Source organism: Actinophytocola sediminis, assembly GCF_054779715.1.
The window spans coordinates 1-17,268 of the sequence record NZ_BAAGXS010000075.1; the positions used below are offsets into that span (position 1 = coordinate 1).

The window sequence follows — 17,268 nt, forward strand, 5'->3', positions numbered from 1 at the left end:
GCCCAGCGCCGGCAGCTGCTCGGCGTAGGCCGGCGCGGGCGGCAGCGGCACGCCGACGCACCGGGTGAGCAGTTCCCGCAGCAGCACCGACACCGACCACCCGTCGAGCACCGCGTGGTGATAGGTGAGGACCAGTCGGTGCTCGTCGGAGGTCAGCCGGAACAGCTGGAACCGCACCAGCGGCGGGCGGGTGAGGTCGAAGCCGCGCAGCCGGTCCCGCGCCGCCTCGGCCCGCGCCTCGGCGACCGCCCCCTGGCCGAGCGCGCGCAGGTCACGCACCCGCAGCGGCGTCTCCCGGGCCGGCGCGACCACCATGACCGGCGCGGGCAGCCCGGCGAACCGGATCCCGACGCGCAGCACGGTATGCCGGTCCACCACCTCCCGCACGGCCTGGTCGAGCACCTCGGCGTCCAGCGCACCGCACACCGTGAGGCTCACCTGCTCGACATACACATCGGTGTGCCCCTGCAGCGAGTGGAACAACAGCCCCCGCTGCACCGGCGTGGTCGGCAGGATCTCCTCGACGTCGGGCACGGCGTCCTGCACGCCGGCCAGCTGGGCACCGCTGAGCGCGATCAGCGGGCCGGGCGCGCGCGGTGTGCCGGCACCGCCGCGCCCGGCCGCCTCGGCGAGCCTGCGCGGCGTCGCCAGCTCGAACACCTGCCTGGCGGTGAGCACCAACCCGGCCCGAGCGCACTCGACGACCACCCGCAACACGCCGACGCTGTCCCCACCGAGCCGGACGAACCCGTCGGTCGCGCCGACCCGCGCCACCCCGAGCACCGCCGCGAAGATGTCCACGATCGCGCGTTCCTCGGGTGTGACCGGCGGCGCGCCCTCGCCGTCGAGCACCGGATCGGGCAGCGCCCGCAAGTCCACCTTGCCGCTCGGGGTCACCGGCAGGCTCGCCACCACGACCACCGCCGCCGGCACCATGTGCGCCGGCAGCGCGGCCGCGAGCCCGGCCAGCACCTCGGCCTCGGCCAGCGCCACCCCGGCGACCGGCACCGCGTACCCGACGAGCAGCCGATGACCGCTGTCGGTGGCGCGCACCGCCACCGCGGCCCGCGCGACCCCGGGCAGCGCCGCCAGCCGCGCCTCGACCTCGCCCAGCTCCACTCGGAAGCCGTGCACCTTCACCTGGTTGTCGGCCCGCCCGACCAGTTCGAGGTCACCGGCCGGGGTGCGGCGGGCGACATCGCCCGTGCGGTACATCCGGGTGCCCGGTTGGCCGAACGGGTCGGCCACGAACCGGGTCGCGGTCAGCGCCGGCCGGCGCAGGTAGCCGCGCGCGAGCCCGGCGCCCGCGATGTAGAGATCGGCCTCGACGCCGTCGGCCACCGGGCGCAGCCGCTCGTCCAGCAACCGCACCGCCGTGTTCCACAGCGGCGTGCCGATCGGCGCGGGGGTGCTCCTGGCCGGGGTGTGCGCGTCGGCGGTCCAGGTCGTCACGTCCTGCATCTCGGCCGAGCCGTAGTGGTTGCGCAGCCGCCGGTCGGGGTTGGCGCGCAGGAACGCGGCCACCCGGCCGCGGATGGTGAGCTGCTCCCCGGACTGCACGATGTCGGTCAGCGAGTCCAGCGCCAGGCCCTGCGCGTCCGCCGCGTCGCAGATGGACTCGATCAGCACGTTGGGCGCGAACACCTGCCGCACCCGGTGCTCGTCGAGCCAGCGCACCAGCGCCACCGGGTCGCGCCGCACCCGCTCGGCCGGGATCACCAGGCATCGGCCGAACACCAGCGTGGCCAGCATCTCGTGCAGCGACACGTCGAACCCGATGGCGGACACCTGCGCGGTGCGCGTGCCCACCTCGGCCGGCATGATCGCCGCGTGCCAGGCCAACAGGTTGACCAGACACGCGCCCGGCATGAGCACCCCCTTGGGCGTGCCGGTCGAGCCGGAGGTGTAGATGACATAGGCGGGATTCGCCGGCAGCGGCGCCAGCTCGGGGCCGGTGCCGCGCACGGTGTCGGGCACGTCCGCCAGGAACAGCCGGGGGATCCCGTCGCCGCCGGCCGGGTCGGCGGCCCGCGAGGTGAGGACCACGGCCGGGGCCGCGTCGGTGAGCATGAACGCGACGCGCTCGGCCGGATACGTCGGGTCGAGCGGCAGGTAGGCCGCGCCCGACTTCAGCACCGCGACCAACGCGACGATCATGTCGACCGACCGGGGCAGGGCGACCGCGACGATCCGCTCCGGCCGCGCGCCCGCGTCCACCAGCAGCCGGGCCACCCGGTCCGCGCGCGCGTCCAGCTCGGCGAAACTGACCTCGGCGGCGTCCGTGCGCAGCGCCACCGCGTCCGGCGTGGCCAGCACCCGCTCGGCGAACAGGTCGACCACCGTGCGGTCGGTCCGGACGGCAGCCGAGGACATCCGCACCCGCCTCCCGTCCGCGCGCTCCGCGCGTGGCCCAATCTGACCGCCGCGAACACCGTTGTAACGTCCGGGCTTTTCCCGACTGGGCCGCCATGGCCCGGCCGATCATCATCAATCGCGCATGCTCCAGCTCCCCATGACGAGAAACGGAAATGCCGTTGGTTCTCGGTCAGCACGTGCCGGCTCCCTCGTTGACCGGACGCCTCGGCGCGGATCCGAGTGCGCTCGTGCGCGAGGAGATCCTCGACCCCCAGTTCCACCACGAGGTCACGCACCTGCTGCCCGACTACGTGGAGATCGAGAAGGTCCTGGTGGTTGAGTACCTGCGCATGGCGCTGATCGACGCGGACCAGGCACGAGCCCTGGGGACCGCGTTGGCCTCCGCCGACCGCGCGGCGATCACCGGACGCCGGGACACGAGCCTGTCCGATGTGGCCTTCGCCATCGAACGGCACGTCGAGGACCGGCTGCCGAGCCCGGTGCCGCGCTGGCATGTCGACCGCAGCCGCAACGACCTGCAGGCCTGCGCCCAGCTGATGTTCGGCCGTGCCCAGCTGGTGGCCGTCGCGGGCGCGCTGCTGGAGCTGGCCGGGACCGCGGGCGAGGTCGCCGCCGGCGCCACCGAGGACCCGATGCCCGGCTACACCCACTTCCAGGCCGCGCAGATCATCACCCCCGGGTTCTACTTCGCCACCCTGGCCGAACAGCTGCTGCACGCCGGCCACCGGCTGCTGGCCACCTACGACGGCATGGACGCCTGCCCGCTGGGCGCGGGCGCGCTCGCCGGCCAGGAGCTGGACTGGGACCGGGACCGGATGGCCGGCCTGCTCGGGTTCGCCAGGCCGCATCCCATGGCGCTGAGCGCGGTCGCCTCCCGCGCGTGGGCCGCCGAGGTGACCGCGGAGATCGGGCTGCTCGCCGTGCCGCTGAGCCGGTTCTGTACCGACCTGCTCGCCTGGGCGGGCAGCGACCTCGGGTTCGTCGAGCTGCCCGACGAGCTGGCCGGCGTCTCCTCGGCGATGCCGCAGAAGAAGAACCACCCGATCCTGGAACGGATCCGGGGCCGCACCGCGCACCTGACCGCGTTCCATGTGGACACCGTGCTCGGCCAGCGGAACACGCCGTACACCAACCTGGTCGAGGTGTCCAAGGAGTCCACCACCCACCTGCTGACCGCGTTCACCGCCTGCCACAGCGTGTTGCGGCTGCTGACCGTGGTGCTGTCCCGGCTGCGGTTGCGCACCGACCGGATGGCCGCGGCCTGCGCCGGCGAGTACTTCGGCGGCTTCACCCTGGCCAACGCGCTGACCATGGACGAGGACGTGCCGTGGCGGCGGGCGCAGGTGATCGCGGGCGCCTACGTGGTCGCCGCGATGGACACCGGCGCCCCGCCCGCCGACGTGCGCCCGGACCTGCTCACCGAGATCGCCGCCGGGCACGGCCACCACCTCACGGACCCGGCTCGGGCGCTGACCGGCGCGTTCGACGTGCACCAGGCCATCTGGCGGAAGAAGACCGCCGGCTCGACCCACCCGGAGGCCGTGCGCGCGGCGTTGACCGCCCAGCGCACCCAGCTGCGGGAGCTGGCCGACGCGTGGGCGGCCAGACAGGCCACGACGGACAACGCCCGGTCGACCACCAACCGGGCACTCGGCCTGCGGCAGGAAGGTGGTGACCCGGCGTATGGCCAACCGGGCACCGCGCGCTGACCCGAGCGGCATGGGCGTCGGGCGCGCGTCGGGCTCCTTCGGGGAGCTGGTGCAGGGCGTGCTGCCGGACGGCCGGGACTTCCTGGTGACGCTGCCGATCGCGAGCTGGAGCACCGCGGTGTTCCGGCACGCCCCGGCCGACCAGGAGATCACCGTGCACCCGGCCGGCAAGCGCAAGGCGCTGCGGCTGGTGCGCCTGGCGCTGGACACCGCGGGCCACAGCGGCGGCGGCTGGCTGGAGCTGTCCGGTGGGCTGCCGGAGGGCAAGGGACTGGCCAGCTCGTCGGCCGACCTGGTGGCCACCGCCCGCGCGGTCGCCGCCGCGGTCGGCACCACCTTCGACGACGAGGCGATCGAGTCGCTGCTGCGGCGCATCGAGCCCTCGGACGGCGTGATGTACGACGGCGTGGTCGCCTTCTACCACCGCGAGGTCCGGTTACACAGCTGGCTGGGCACGCTGCCGCCGCTGGCGATCGTCGCGCACGACGAGGGCGGCCAGGTCGACACGGTCGACCTCAACCGGGTGCCCAAGCCGTTCGGCGCGGCCGACCGCCGCGAGTACGGCCGACTGCTCGCCGGCATGACCGAGGCGGTGCGCGCCGGCCACCTGCCCGAGATCGGCCGGATCGCCACCCGCAGCGCGCTGCTGAACGCCCGGCTGCGCCCCCGGCCGGGCCTGCGCACCCTGCAGGGCGTGTGCGCGGAGGTCGCCGGCTTCGGCCTGGTGCTCGCCCACAGCGGCACCATGCTCGGCATCCTGCTCGACGCCACCGACCCCGAGCTGACGGTCAAGACCGAGTTCGTGCGCGCGTCGTGTGTGCCCCTGGGCGGTGAGGTGTCCGTGTTACGCACCCTGTCGTTCGACCGCGACTACGCCTTGGAGGCCTGATCGTGCTCTTCGACAACATCCGGGACGCCATCGGCCACACCCCGCTCGTGCGGTTGCGGATCGGCGAACCGGCCGGGGTCGAGGTCTACGCCAAGCTGGAGCTGCAGAACCTGTTCGCCATGAAGGACCGGGTGGCGCGCACGATGATCATGGAGGCGCGCCGGGTCGGGCAGCTGCCGCCGGGCGCGCCGATCGTGGAGAGCTCATCGGGCACGATGGCGCTGGGGGTGGCCCTGGTCGGCCGGTCGCTCGGCCACGACGTGCACATCGTCACCGACCCGAGGATCGACCGCACCACCCTGGCCAAGCTGCGGGCGCTTGGCTGCCAGGTGCACATCGTCGAGGCCATGTCCAGCCACGGCTGGCAGAGCGCGCGCATCGAGCGCCTCCAGGAGCTGATGGCCGACCTGCCGGACGCCTTCTGGCCCCAGCAGTACAGCAACCCGGACAACCCCGGCGCCTACCGCCAGCTCGCCGACGAGCTCCTGGCCGACCTGGACACCGTTGACGTGCTGGTCGGCTCGGTCGGCAGCGGCGGCTCGCTGTGCGGCTCGTCGCGGGCACTGCGCCGCCGCCTGCCCGACCTGCGGGTGGTCGGTGTCGACTGCGTCGGCAGCGCGCTGTTCGACCAGCCGGACGTGCCGACCCGGCTGCAGAGCGGCCTTGGCAACAGCCTGCTGCCCAACAACCTCGACCGCGGGCTGATCGACGAGGTGCACTGGCTCAACGACCGCGAGGCGTTCGAGGCGACCAGGGACCTGGCGCGCGAACAGCAGATCTTCGGCGGCAACACCGCCGGCTCGGTGTACCGGGTGCTGCGGGACGTGGCGGCCAGGGCGGCACCGGGGGAGCGGATCGTCGGCATCTTCCCCGACCGGGGCGACCGGTACGCCGACACCGTCTACAGCGACGAGCACTGGGCCGACCACGAGCTGGCCGCGATGGCGAACGAACCGGCGCCGCGACCGGTCGGGTACGGCGCGACCGTGCACTCCTGGGCGCGCGCGGACGCCGCTGCGGCCCGGCGCGACCAGGCACACCTGCTGTTCGTGGAGTCGAACACCACCGGCAGCGGGATGCTCGCGCTGCGCGCGGCCGCGCGGATGGGACTGCGGGCGGTGCTCGCGGTGCGCGAGCCGGGGCGGTATCCCTCGGCCGCCGACACCGGCTGCGAGCTGCTGGTCTGCGAGACGAACTCGCTGCCGGCGCTGCGCGCGGCGGTCCAGCGGCGGTTCCGGCGGGAGGAGCTGGCCGGGGTGACCACCACGAGCGACTTCTACGTGCCGATGGTCGCCGAGCTGACCGCCTGGCTCGGTCTGCCGGGCAACACCGTCGACGCGACCAGCACCTGCCGGAACAAGGCCCTGCTGCGCGCCCGGCTGGCGCGGGCCGGCGTGCCCCAGCCCCGGTACGCGGTGGTGACCGAGCCCGGCCAGGTCGCGGCGGCGGTCGCGCACGTCGGCCTGCCGTGCGTGGTCAAGCCGGCCGACGAGTCCGGTTCGACCGACGTGCTGCGCTGCGAGACCCTGGCCAGGGCGCGCGCGCACGCCGAGGACATTCTCGACGTCCTGGTCAACGCCCGCGGCCTGCCGACCGCGCGGACCGTGCTGGTCGAGGAGCTGGTCGAGGGCCCGGAGTACAGCGTGGAGATGTTCGGCGCGGACTGCGTCGGGATCACCGCCAAACAGGTCGCCGGCGCCCCCCGGTTCGTGGAGACCAGGCACGTCTTCCCGGCCACGCTGCCCGCCGAGGTGGCCGGCACGATCGTCGCGGTCGTCCGGTCCGCACTGGCCGCCACCGGCATGGTCCGCGGCCCGACGCACACCGAGCTGCGCCTGACCGCGTCCGGTCCCCGGGTCATCGAGCTCAACCCCCGCCTTGCCGGCGGGATGATCCCGGAGCTGATCCGGCTCGCCACCGGCGTCGACCTGCTCGACCAGCAGCTGCGGGCCGCGGTGGACCAGCGCCCGGAGCTGACCGCGACCCGCCACCGGCACGCCGGCATCCAGTTCCTGACCGCACCGGACACCGGGACCCTGCGCACGGTGGCCGGCGTCGAGCGGGCCCTCGAGGTGCCCGGCGTGCGGCAGGTGCTGGTCACCGCCGAACCCGGCCGGCAGGTCGGGCCGCCGCTGGACGCCTACGACCGCCTCGGGCATGTCATCGCCTGCCACGACCGGGCAGCGGAGGTCGAGCCGATCCTGGACCGGGCGCTGGCCGAACTGAGCGTCGAGGTGGCGCAGCGGGTCGCCGGGGGTGCGCGCCGGTGATCGAGCTGCGCAGCGACACCTTCACCCTGCCGACGCCGGAGATGATGCGCGCGATCGCCGACGCGGAGCTCGGCGACGACGTGTACGGCGAGGACCCGACCGTGCGCGCGCTCGAGGAGCGGGTGGCCGGCCTGTTCGGCAAGGACGCGGCCTGCCTGCTGCCGAGCGGCACGATGGCGAACCTGACCGTGATCATGGCCCACTGCGCGCGCGGGACGAAGGCCCTGGTCGGCACCGAGAGCGACATCTACCTGTACGAGGCCGCCGGCGCCTCGGTGTGCGGTGGTGTCGGCTACGAGCCGGTGCCCAACCAGCCCGACGGCCGGCTGCTGCTCGACGATCTGCGGCGCGGGTTCCCCGACGACCCCGACGACCCGCAGTTCGCGCTGCCGGCGCTGATCTGCCTGGAGAACACCCAGAACCGGTGCGGTGGCCGGATTCTGCCGCTGGACTACCTGGCGCAGGTCCGGCGGTTCGCCGACGAGCGGGGGGTGGCGGTACACCTGGACGGCGCCCGGATCTTCAACGCGGCCGTGGGCCTCGGCGTCGGCGTCGAGGTCATCGCCCGGCACGCGGACTCGGTGCAGTTCTGTCTGTCCAAGGGACTGTCGGCGCCGATCGGCTCGGTCGCCGTCGGCACCGGCGCGCTGATCAGGCAGGTCCGCCGGCTGCGCAAGATGCTGGGCGGCGGCATGCGGCAGGCCGGCGTCGTGGCCGCGGCCGGTCTGGTCGCGCTGGACCACGTCGACCGGCTGGCCGACGACCACGCGCACGCCCGGCTGCTGGCGACCGGGCTCGCCGAGATCGACGGCGTCGCCATGGAGCCGGGGCCGGTGTCCACGAACATCGTGATGTTCCGGATCAGCGATCACCGGTTCACCACCGAGTCCTTTGTAGACACCGCGCGTCACCACGGGCTGGCGGTCGCCGAGCTCGGCCACGGCCGGGTGCGGGCGGTGACCCACTCCGGCGTGCGTACGGCCGACATCACCTCGGCGGTGGCGATCGTGCGCACAGTGCTCGCCACGGGACCGAGGTAGACCATCACTGACACCGACACGAGCACCGGCCGCCTCGGCGGCCGGCACGGCTTCGGCTTCCTGCTGACCGGGCAGACGATCTCCGCGTTCGGCGACGCGTTCTCCACCGTGGCCATGCCGCTGCTGATCCTGTCGCTCACCGGTTCGGTGGCACAGATGGGCTTCGTCGTCGGGCTGTCCACCGCGGCCCAGCTGGTCGGCAGCCTGCTCGGCGGCTCCATTGTGGACAAGGTGGACCGCAGGCGGCTCGCGGTCTGGTGCGACGCGATCCGCTGGGTGTTCACCGGGCTGATCCCGGTGGTGTGGTGGCTGGTGCCGGCGCAGACCTGGTCGGCCATCGGGATCTGGCTGATCTACGGCGTGGTCCTCATCGGCGCCCTGGTGTTCAGTGTCTACGAGGTGGCGTTCCGGGCCGTGCTGCCGGCCGTGGTCGGCCGGGAGCACCTGACCGTCGCGAATGGACGGTTGGCGACCAGTACCGAGCTGGCCTACGGCGTCGGCCCCGCGGTGGCCGGGGTGGTGATCGCGGCGATCGGGGAGCCGGCGGCCATCGGCGTGAACGCGCTGTCGTTCCTGCTGGCCGCGCTCGCCTGGGCCATGCTGCGCGGACCGATCCGGGCGCCGGTCGAGGTGACCGTCCCCCGTGGACAGACGGCCGGGCTGCGCTTCCTGTGGCGCGACCCGATGTTGCGCAGCCTGACCGTCTTCGAGTCGGTCAACGCGCTGCTGTTCGCCGGGGCGAGCACGTTGTTCATCTACCACATCCGCACTGACCTCGGCGAGACCAGCGCCACCATCGGCATCCTGCTCACCTGCGGCAGCGTCGGTGCGGTCGCGGCGGCACTGGTCGCGGTGCGGGCACGCAGACGCCTTGGCCTCGGCCGGGCGACGCTGATCGGTGGCGCGGTGCAGGGGGCGGCGTTGCTGGCCACCCCGCTCGCGGGCGCCGCCGCGCCGCTGGCGTTCCTGGTGGTGCTGTTCGGTTTCGGCCAGATCCTGGTGGTCATCCTGGCGACCACCTACCGCCAGGAGCGCACCGCCGACGCCCTGCTCGGCCGGGTGTCGGCCATCGTGCTCACGGTCACGCTGGCGATGCGTGCGATCGGCGGGGTCGCCAGCACCTCCCTGGCCGCCGCCATCTCCGCGACGACGGCCTTCGTGGTGCTCGGTGTCCTGGCCCTGCTCACCGTCGTCGGCGGCTGCCTGTCCGCGCTGGCCAGAAAGTCACCGCCGGTGGATCAGGGAAGCGCGCCGTAGCCGTTGGCCACGGTCCGCTTGGCCGCCTCGACATAGGCGCCGGGGTCGGCCGGGGCGAGGGTGGCCAGGCCGTCGACGTACCGGTTGAACATGCAGAACGCCGCGGCGATCAGCACCGTGTCGTGGATCTCCAGATCGGTGGCGCCCTCCTGGCGGGCGGCGGCCACCAGATCGGCGGTGACCTTGCGGCCCGACTCCCGCACCGCCCCCGCGATCCGCAGCAGCGCCCGCAGCTTCGGGGTGACCGGCGCCTCGTCCACGTTCGCCCGGACCTGGTCCACCAGTGACATGCCGGCCGGCAACTGCTCGGCCGCGAACGCCGAGTGCGACGAACAGCAGAAGACGCACTCGTTGAGCCCGGACACGTAGGCGGCGATCAGCTCGCGCTCGCCGGGGGTCAGTGGATGGGTGCCGTCGTGCAGCAGCACGTTCGCCAGCTCGTTCAACGGCTTGGCGGTCTCCGGACGGAACTTCATGGGGCCGGTGATGCCGGGGTACCGGGACTCGTCGACGCCGAGATCGATGTGTGCCATGGATCGAACCTACACAGCGCGGCACAGCAGGGCATCCGGCGTTTTGCGGGAACCGATCCTGCCGGTGTACGCGACCCCGGCGACGTACTCGCTCGCCGTGCACTGCCCCTTGTAGTCGCCGGCGGCGAAGTCCCCGCCGGGGTTCCCGGCCGGGCGGTTGTCGCCGCGGTCGAACCAGACCGTGCGGCCGCCTCGGCCGAGCGCGGTGGCCGACCTGCCGCACAGCGCGGCGGCGAACGCGGCGCCGGTGACGCTGTAGCCGACGAGGTAGTGATCAGGCGGACACTGCACCTTCGTGTACCCGGACGCCCAGTCGGTGTCCACATGGGACTCGTCGCGGACCACGGTGAACGTCGTCGGCGTCGGCCGGGCGCCGGTGCACAGCCCGCGGTTGCCGGTGTGCGCCAGGCCGATCACGCGCTGCCCGTCCGGGCAGACTCCCTTGCGGGCGCCCGAGTTCCAGTCACCCAGCGCGCGCACCGCCCGGGACTGCTGGAAGTCGGCGTAGTCCAGGTTGAGCATCGACCACGGCTCGACGGGGGAGACCGCGCCGGTCCGCGACGGCGCGGTGACCAGCCGCCGCCACGCGTCGGCCCGCCAGTCGCCGGTCACGTCGATCCGGGTGCCCGCCTGGTCCCACGACAGCAGTGACCAGCCGTCGCCGGAGCCGCCGGTGTGGAAGCCGACCGCCGGCCAGTAGGCGAAGTCGGCGTCGGTCTCGGCCAGATAGTCCACAAAGGTCTCGAACCAGGCGCGTGACTTCGCGTCGGTGTTGCCGTGGCCGCCAACGCCGAACTCGCTGATCCACAGCGGCGCGGTGAAGTGCCGGCCGGTCTCCTCGGTGACGTAGAACGCCTGCCGGTACAACACGTCCCGGAGTTCCTGGGGCGAGAGGTCCTGGTAGCGCGGGTCGGTCGTCTCGCCGATGCCCGACGCGCCGGAGTGGTTCGGGCCGGTGTAGCCGTAGAAGTGCGCGGCATACACCAGCTTCCCGGAGTCGACGAGGGTGTGCGACAGCGTGCGCACCGGCTCCAGTGTCGGCCTGCCGTGCGGGAAACCGTCCACCGGCAGCCCGGTCCAGTTGATGCCCTCGACGATGATCAGCAGGTCCGGGTTGGCCTCGGTGAGGATCCGGTCGCCGACCCGCTGGCTCGCGCGCTGCCAGTCGGTGTCGTTGCCCCAGCCCCAGTTCGGGTCGTCCAGGGCGTTGCGCCGCACCTCGTTGTAGAGGTCGGCGCCGACCACCCGCTTGTTCGCCGCGTACCGGCGAGCCATGAACAACCAGTCGTCCTGCCACTGGCTCTCGGACTGGCTGGTGTTCCACCGCTCGTTGCCGTCCAGCCCGCAGCACCACCGCGACGTCGTGGTGTGGTTGTTGAGGATCACCGCGAACCCGCGGACGGTCAGCCGGTCGACCACCGCGTCGTACACCTGCAGCGGCGTCTTCCCGGCCAGCCCCGGATTGGCCGGCAGGTCGGGCACCGGCCGGGTGTCGTGGATCATCGCGTTGGAGAACGGCAGCCGCACGCTGTTGAGCCCCAGGTCGGCGAACCCGTCGATGATCGCGTCGATCGACGCCCGGTCGAGCCCGAGCGGGGTCTGGAACGCCAGCTCGCCCGCGTGGTGGTTCGCCGGGTCGGCGATGTCGCCGGACCCGGTCCACGTGCCGCTCGCGCCGTGCCAGTTCGCCGACCTGAGCTTGAACCGGTCGCCGTGCGCGTCGACGATGTATCGGCCGCGGGTGCTCAACGGCGCGGCCAGGTCGCCGTCGGCGGGCGCGGGCGCCGCCGTGCCGGCAGCCGCGGCGGCCGGCACGGCGATCGAGGTGGACAGCAGGGCGGCGAGCAGTACGCGGGCGAACCTCACTCTCGGACGGTAACCATCCCGGCACCCGACCGGCCAGCCCGCGTGCTTCCCAGTTGCCAGCTCACTTGGTGAAACCGGCGGCCAGCCCGCTGAGCAGCTGGCGCCGGCCGAACACGTAGAGCACCAGGATGGGCAGCGTGGTGAGCACCACGGCGGCCACGATCGCCGGCACGTTCACGCTGTACTGGCCCTGGAAGTTCCACAACGCGAGCGGCAGGGTCCGCTGGTCCGGGCTCTGGGTCAGGATCAGCGGCAGCAGGAACCCGTTCCAGATCGTCAGTGCGTTGTAGACGGTGATGGTGAGGATGGCCGGCCGGGTCAGCGGCGCGGCCAGCCGCCACATCGTCATCCACTCGGTCGCGCCGTCGATGCGCATCGCCTCGAACAGCTCGTTGGGCACGTCGCGGATGAAGTTGGCCAGCACCAGCACCGACAACGGGATGGCGAACGCGATCGAGGGCAGGATCAGCGCCAGCAGGCTGTCGTAGAGCTGCAGCTTGATGATGATCAGGTAGATGGGGATCACCACCGCCTGCAGCGGGATCGCGAGGCCCATCAGGAACAGCCCGTTCACCACCCGCAGGAACCGCAGCCGCCAGCCCCGCACGATCGCGTAGGCGGCCATGAACGACACCAGCACCGCGGGGATCACCGCGCCCGCGGTGGCCACCACGCTGTTGACGAAGTAGGTGACGAAGCCGGACTCCAGCACGAACCGGTAGTTCTCCAGCGTGGGATCGGCCGGCGGGACCATCGGGTTGCTGGCGTAGTAGTTGTTCTGCAGCTTGAAACTGGTGATCACCACCCAGTAGATGGGGATGACGATGATCGCCAGCCACAGCCAGCCGGCGAACCCGCCCAGCCAGTTGGGCCTGCTGGCGCCCGGATCGGAGCGGCGGGGCCGCGCGCGGGTGGTCGCCGGCGGTCGCGGCGGCTTGGTCATGGTGAGGCTCATGTCAGGCGCCCTCGAGCTGGCTCTGGGAGGCGTCTCGCCCGCCAAGCCTGCGCAACAGCAGGGCGATGGCGAGGCCGACGAGAACGAGAATCACGGCGATGGCGCTGGCCGGGCCCATCAGGCTGGCCTGGAAACCCCGTTTGTACATGTCGAGCGCGAGTACCCGGGTGGCGTCCCCCGGCCCACCCTCGGTCAACACGAAGATGAGGTCGAAGAAGGTCAGCGAGCCGACCACCATCAGCGTCGACGAGGTGATGATGGTGTATTTGAGCTGCGGCAACGTGATGCTGAAGAACTGGCGGACCCGCCCGGCACCGTCGATCTGCGCGGCCTCGTACAGCGACTGGGGAATCTGGCGGACCCCACCCTGGTAGATCAGCGAGTGGAACGGGATGAACTGCCAGGACACCACGAACACCACGAGGCTGAACGCGAGCGTCGGCTTGCCGAGCCAGTCCTGGCTGAGGAAGTCGAATCCCAGCCCGGCGCCGAGACCGAAGTTGGGGTCCAGCAACGCCTTGTAGGCGATCGCGATCGCCGCGGAGCTGAGCAGCAGCGGGATGAAGAACAACACCGCCAGTATCCCGCGATAGCGTTGCTGGCCGGCCAGGAACGTGCCGAGCAGGATGCTCAACGGGGTCTGCACCGCCCAGGAGGCGAGCATGATCAGGAACGTCACCCAGACGGCGTGCGGCAGCGCGGGATCGGCGAGTACCGCACGCCAGCTGGTTGTGCCCGACCACTGGATCGCGCCGAGCCCGTCCCAGGTCGTGAAGCTCAGGACGAACACCCCGACGAGCGGAATGAGGGCGAAACCGATGAAGAACACGAGTGACGGCGCGACCAGCCACGGCAGAATGCCGCGCCGGTCGCGCCGCGACTCGCGTGCGGTGCTGGTGCTCACTGACCGATGACCGCGTTGAGGTTGTCGGCGAACTGCTGCGGCGAGATGGACAACTGGAACAGCTTGACGATGTTGTCCAGGAGCGTCTCGGCCGCGGTCGGGTTGAGCGCCTGGTCCCAGGACTGGCCGAACACCTTTGCGTTGACGGCGACGTCATGGACGAAGGTGACGAAGTCGGCGTTCTTGGTCTCGGACAACTGCGCCACCGTGTCCTTGAGCACCGGCACGGCACCGGACTTGATCCAGTCCGTCACCTCCTGGTCGTCCAGGACGCTGTCGGTGAAGAACTTCTTGGCGATGTCCTTCTGCTCGGCGCTGGCCTTCGAGGAGATGGCCAGGTACTGGCCGGGGTTGCCGACGGTGTTGCCCGGATCGCCCGTGCCACCCTCGACCGGCGGGAAGTTCATGTAGCCGAGCTCGTCGTTGGACACGAACTCGCCGCCCTGTTCCTGCTGGATGCCGTAGGACCAGGCCCCGTGCAGCATCATCGCCGCCCTGCCGGTGTAGAGCAGCGCCTGGTCGGCGTTGGAGTCCGCGGTGATCGAGGAGAAACCTTCGACGAACCCGCCCGCCCTGACCAGGTCCTGCAGTTTGGTCAGCGCCTGGATGGCGGCCGGGTTGGACCAGGCTTTCTCCTCGCCGTCGAACGCGGCCTGAAACACTTCGGGGCCGCCGATGCGGTCGAACAGGAATTCCAGCCACATCATGTTCGTCCACCGGGACTGCCCGCCGAGGGAGAACGGCGCGATGTTCTTCGCCTTGAACCTGGGCACCAGCGCCATGATCTCGTCCCACGACTGCGGCGGCGCCACGCCGACGTCGTCGAAGACCTTCTTGTTGTAGTACAGGACGATCGGCTCCATGGTCTCGCACGGCATGGCGTAGGTCTTGCCGTCGATGACCGCCGGGCCGAACGCGGAGGGGATGAACTTGTCCTTCACCGCCGAGTTCTGGTCGAACCACGAGGTGAGGTCCTCGACCTGGCCCGCCTCGGCCCAGGTGCGCAGCCCGCCGCCGCCCCAGCCCCAGATGATGGTCGGCGCCTGGCCGGCGCCGATAGCGGTTTTGATCTTCGTTTTGTAGGGGTCGTTCTGGTAGGTGGTCGTAGCGATCTTGGTGTCGGGGTTGGCCTCGTTGAACCGGTCCACCGTCGCCTGACGGATGCCTTCCTGCGGTGCGCCGCTCAGAAACCAGTAGGACGCGCCGCCGCCGCTGCCAGGGCCGGACGTGCCGCAGCCCGAGAGTGCCAGGGAGACCGGCAGACTGGCGGCCAGGCCGAGGACGGTACGACGAGTGATGGGAGTTGCCACGCTGATGCTCCGTTCCCGAGCCGCAGACTTCGCTGGCTGCCGTTCCGAAAACTTCCGAAATAAGTTGTGCCAGCCTAGGAATCCTTGCGGGCTAGGTCAAGGTCAAAGCCGGACTGTTTCCCGAAAGACGCCACAGCCGTGCGCTCGAAGGCCGACCGGAACACTTCGAAACTTTCGGACCAGGAGTGAGTGCTGCGGCTAGCCGCCGCACCGCGAGCGGTCCGCCGCCCATCGTGGCCGGTGACCCGGCCGGCGTTGCCGACCCGACGAGCAGGTGAACCGGTGCTGAACTCCTGGTTTTCTCCGGCGATGGTCGGATTGTCGGCTCCTAGACTCAACCACTCAGCACGCGCGCGCGAAAGGCGGCAGGTGGGGTTCATCGGTGAGCTGCTTCGCGGATTCCTGGACATCCTTGCCGGTGACAACCCGGTACTCGCGGCCGTCACGGCCGCGGTGACCGGCGGCGCGATCATCAGTCCCTTGGCGCAGCGGTACTTCTCCCGGCGCAAGCGGGTCCTCTACCGGGTACAGAGCGACTCGAAGATCGGCCTGGACACCGAGGAACAGCGGGTCGGGCTCACCGTGGACCAGCACAGCGGCGCCGGCCACGCCGTCCCCGAGCTGATCTCCATGTCCCAGTTGTTCCGGCGGTTGAGCTTCGTGGTCATCCGGATCCGCAACACCGGCGGGCACGTCTCGATCGGCGACCTCGGTGAGCCGATGGAGTTCACCTTCGGCGGGCGGGTGATCTGGAACGCCCGGATCTCCGACCCCAACGAGCGCGACACCGAGGAGGACCGGCAGAAGCTGGTCGACGGCCTGCAGTTCTTCTCCACCGATCCCGCCTCGCCGGCCGCGGCCCGGCCAACGACCCTGCGGGAGGTCCGCGAGACCCTGCCGCAGCGGCTGACCAGGGCCTTCCGCCGCGCGCCCGCCCCGGCCGGGGCGCAACCGGTGGTGGAGCAGGAGGTGCCGGACACGCCGCCGGTGTGGCACGGCGTGCGGCTCAAGCCGTCGCTGGCGTTGACCGCACGGGAGAAGTTCAAGCTGATCGTGGTGCTCAGCGAGCCGGCGACCAAGCCGGCAGGCCCGATCACCAAGGTCGTGACCGGTCCCGTCGGCCACAAGGGCGTGAAGAACGAACGCGAGCTGCGGCGGGTCACCTGGCCGTGGATCACCGCGGCGTTCGGGGTGCTGCTGACCGGGTTGTGGATCGCCGCGCTGGTGTTCCGCCCGCTGACCTCGACCGCGGGCACGGGCGTGGACTGCGCGGAGGGCGACCTGCGCATCGTCGGCTCCACCGCGTTCGCGCCGACCATGACCAGCATCGTCGAGGAGTACTCGGCGGTGTGCGACGCGCAGATCACCGTGTCGCCGACCGGCAGCAACGACGGCGTCCGGGAGGTGACCCGCGCGGGCCCGGACGAGGCCTCGGCCATCGCCGCGCTGTCCGACGGCCGGTCCGGGGACGCCCCCGCGGACCTGCGCGCCCGACCGATCGCGGTGACCGTCTACACCCTGATCGCCAACAACGCCGCCGGAGTGGACCGGTTGACCGCCGAGCAGGTCAGGGACGTCTACGCCGGCCGCTACCGGAACTGGGACGAGCTGCGCGCCGGACCGTCGGTGCCGATCCGGCTCATCGGCCGGGGCGGGGAGTCCGGTTCGCGGCGCACGTTCGAGCAGACCATGCTCGGCGGCGCGTCCCAGGGCGAGCTGACCTCCGACTCGTGCGTGACCGCCGATCGCGACGTGCCCGGCTCACCGGTGGTCCGCTGCGAGCGCGGCTCGGAGGACGAGATCGTCGCGGAGGTCGCCACGACCCCGGGCGCGATCGGCTATGTCGACCTGGCGTCGGCGAACACGGCGACCACGAAACGCCTGCCGGTCACCGTGTTGCGGTTGGACGGGCGCTATCCGGACGTCAGCGGCGCGGCGACCGGGTATCCGTTCTGGACCGTCGAGTACCTGTACACCAAGGGAACCCCCGAGGACGGCACGGTGCTCGCGTCGCTGATGGCCTACCTGCGCGACGACACCGCGTACGCGCAGCTGGTGGAGGCCGGCTACACGCCGTGCGTCACCACCGACGGTCACCTCTACCTACTGTGCGAGGACTAGCAGCGGTAGGCGGCGACCACGCCGCGGGTGCGTACCTC

At 71.7% G+C, this 17,268-nt stretch carries 12 protein-coding genes; 6 read left to right on the plus strand and 6 right to left on the minus strand.

Annotated elements, in window-relative coordinates; all coding sequences use genetic code 11:
* A partial coding sequence (locus ACYVIP_RS34690) for an amino acid adenylation domain-containing protein (RefSeq protein ID WP_460404175.1) occupies window positions 1–2,373 on the minus strand: 2,373 nt, incomplete at its 3' end.
* Between the two features lie 155 nt (window positions 2,374–2,528).
* Here ACYVIP_RS34690 and ACYVIP_RS34695 point away from each other — a divergent pair.
* From ACYVIP_RS34695 to ACYVIP_RS34715, 5 genes are all read left to right on the plus strand, one after another.
* Window positions 2,529–4,085 (plus strand): lyase family protein, encoded by a 1,557-nt coding sequence (locus ACYVIP_RS34695; RefSeq protein ID WP_460404177.1) that lies wholly within the window; start codon window positions 2,529–2,531, stop codon window positions 4,083–4,085.
* A complete protein-coding gene (locus tag ACYVIP_RS34700) occupies window positions 4,048–4,974 on the plus strand; it encodes a GHMP family kinase ATP-binding protein (RefSeq protein ID WP_460404179.1) in 927 nt (308 codons plus the stop codon). Before ACYVIP_RS34695 ends, ACYVIP_RS34700 begins: the two co-directional genes overlap by 38 nt.
* 2 nt (window positions 4,975–4,976) lie before the next feature.
* A complete protein-coding gene (locus ACYVIP_RS34705) occupies window positions 4,977–7,244 on the plus strand; it encodes a pyridoxal-phosphate dependent enzyme (RefSeq protein ID WP_460404181.1) in 2,268 nt (755 codons plus the stop codon).
* A complete protein-coding gene (locus ACYVIP_RS34710) occupies window positions 7,241–8,284 on the plus strand; it encodes a GntG family PLP-dependent aldolase (RefSeq protein WP_460404183.1) in 1,044 nt (347 codons plus the stop codon). The genes ACYVIP_RS34705 and ACYVIP_RS34710 overlap by 4 nt, the downstream gene beginning before the upstream one ends.
* A 63-nt stretch (window positions 8,285–8,347) precedes the next feature.
* Window positions 8,348–9,541: an MFS transporter gene (locus ACYVIP_RS34715; protein WP_460404245.1), complete on the plus strand. Its 1,194-nt coding sequence runs from the start codon at window positions 8,348–8,350 to the stop codon at window positions 9,539–9,541.
* On the opposite strand, the gene ACYVIP_RS34720 is transcribed toward ACYVIP_RS34715, so the two are convergent.
* The 5 genes from ACYVIP_RS34720 to ACYVIP_RS34740 form a co-directional block, all read right to left on the minus strand.
* Entirely contained in the window at window positions 9,523–10,074 is a 552-nt protein-coding gene (locus tag ACYVIP_RS34720) for a carboxymuconolactone decarboxylase family protein (RefSeq protein WP_460404185.1), read from the minus strand. The two genes, ACYVIP_RS34715 and ACYVIP_RS34720, sit on opposite strands and share 19 nt — an antisense overlap.
* 9 nt (window positions 10,075–10,083) lie before the next feature.
* Window positions 10,084–11,940, minus strand: coding sequence for a glycoside hydrolase family 5 protein (locus ACYVIP_RS34725; RefSeq protein ID WP_460404187.1), 1,857 nt, complete (start codon window positions 11,938–11,940; stop codon window positions 10,084–10,086).
* A gap of 61 nt (window positions 11,941–12,001) precedes the next feature.
* Window positions 12,002–12,895 carry a carbohydrate ABC transporter permease gene (locus ACYVIP_RS34730; RefSeq protein WP_460404189.1) on the minus strand — a complete coding sequence of 298 codons (894 nt, stop codon included), beginning with the start codon at window positions 12,893–12,895 and terminating at the stop codon, window positions 12,002–12,004.
* Window position 12,896: 1 nt separating this feature from the next.
* Window positions 12,897–13,799 (minus strand): carbohydrate ABC transporter permease, encoded by a 903-nt coding sequence (locus tag ACYVIP_RS34735; protein ID WP_460404191.1) that lies wholly within the window; start codon window positions 13,797–13,799, stop codon window positions 12,897–12,899.
* Window positions 13,796–15,109: an extracellular solute-binding protein gene (locus ACYVIP_RS34740; protein ID WP_460404193.1), complete on the minus strand. Its 1,314-nt coding sequence runs from the start codon at window positions 15,107–15,109 to the stop codon at window positions 13,796–13,798. Before ACYVIP_RS34740 ends, ACYVIP_RS34735 begins: the two co-directional genes overlap by 4 nt.
* Window positions 15,110–15,478: 369 nt before the next feature.
* Here ACYVIP_RS34740 and ACYVIP_RS34745 point away from each other — a divergent pair, with 369 nt between their 5' ends.
* The gene (locus tag ACYVIP_RS34745; RefSeq protein ID WP_460404195.1) at window positions 15,479–17,230 is read left to right on the plus strand and encodes a PstS family phosphate ABC transporter substrate-binding protein; all 1,752 of its coding nucleotides are present in this window, start codon (window positions 15,479–15,481) and stop codon (window positions 17,228–17,230) included.
* Window positions 17,231–17,268 lie beyond the last annotated feature (38 nt).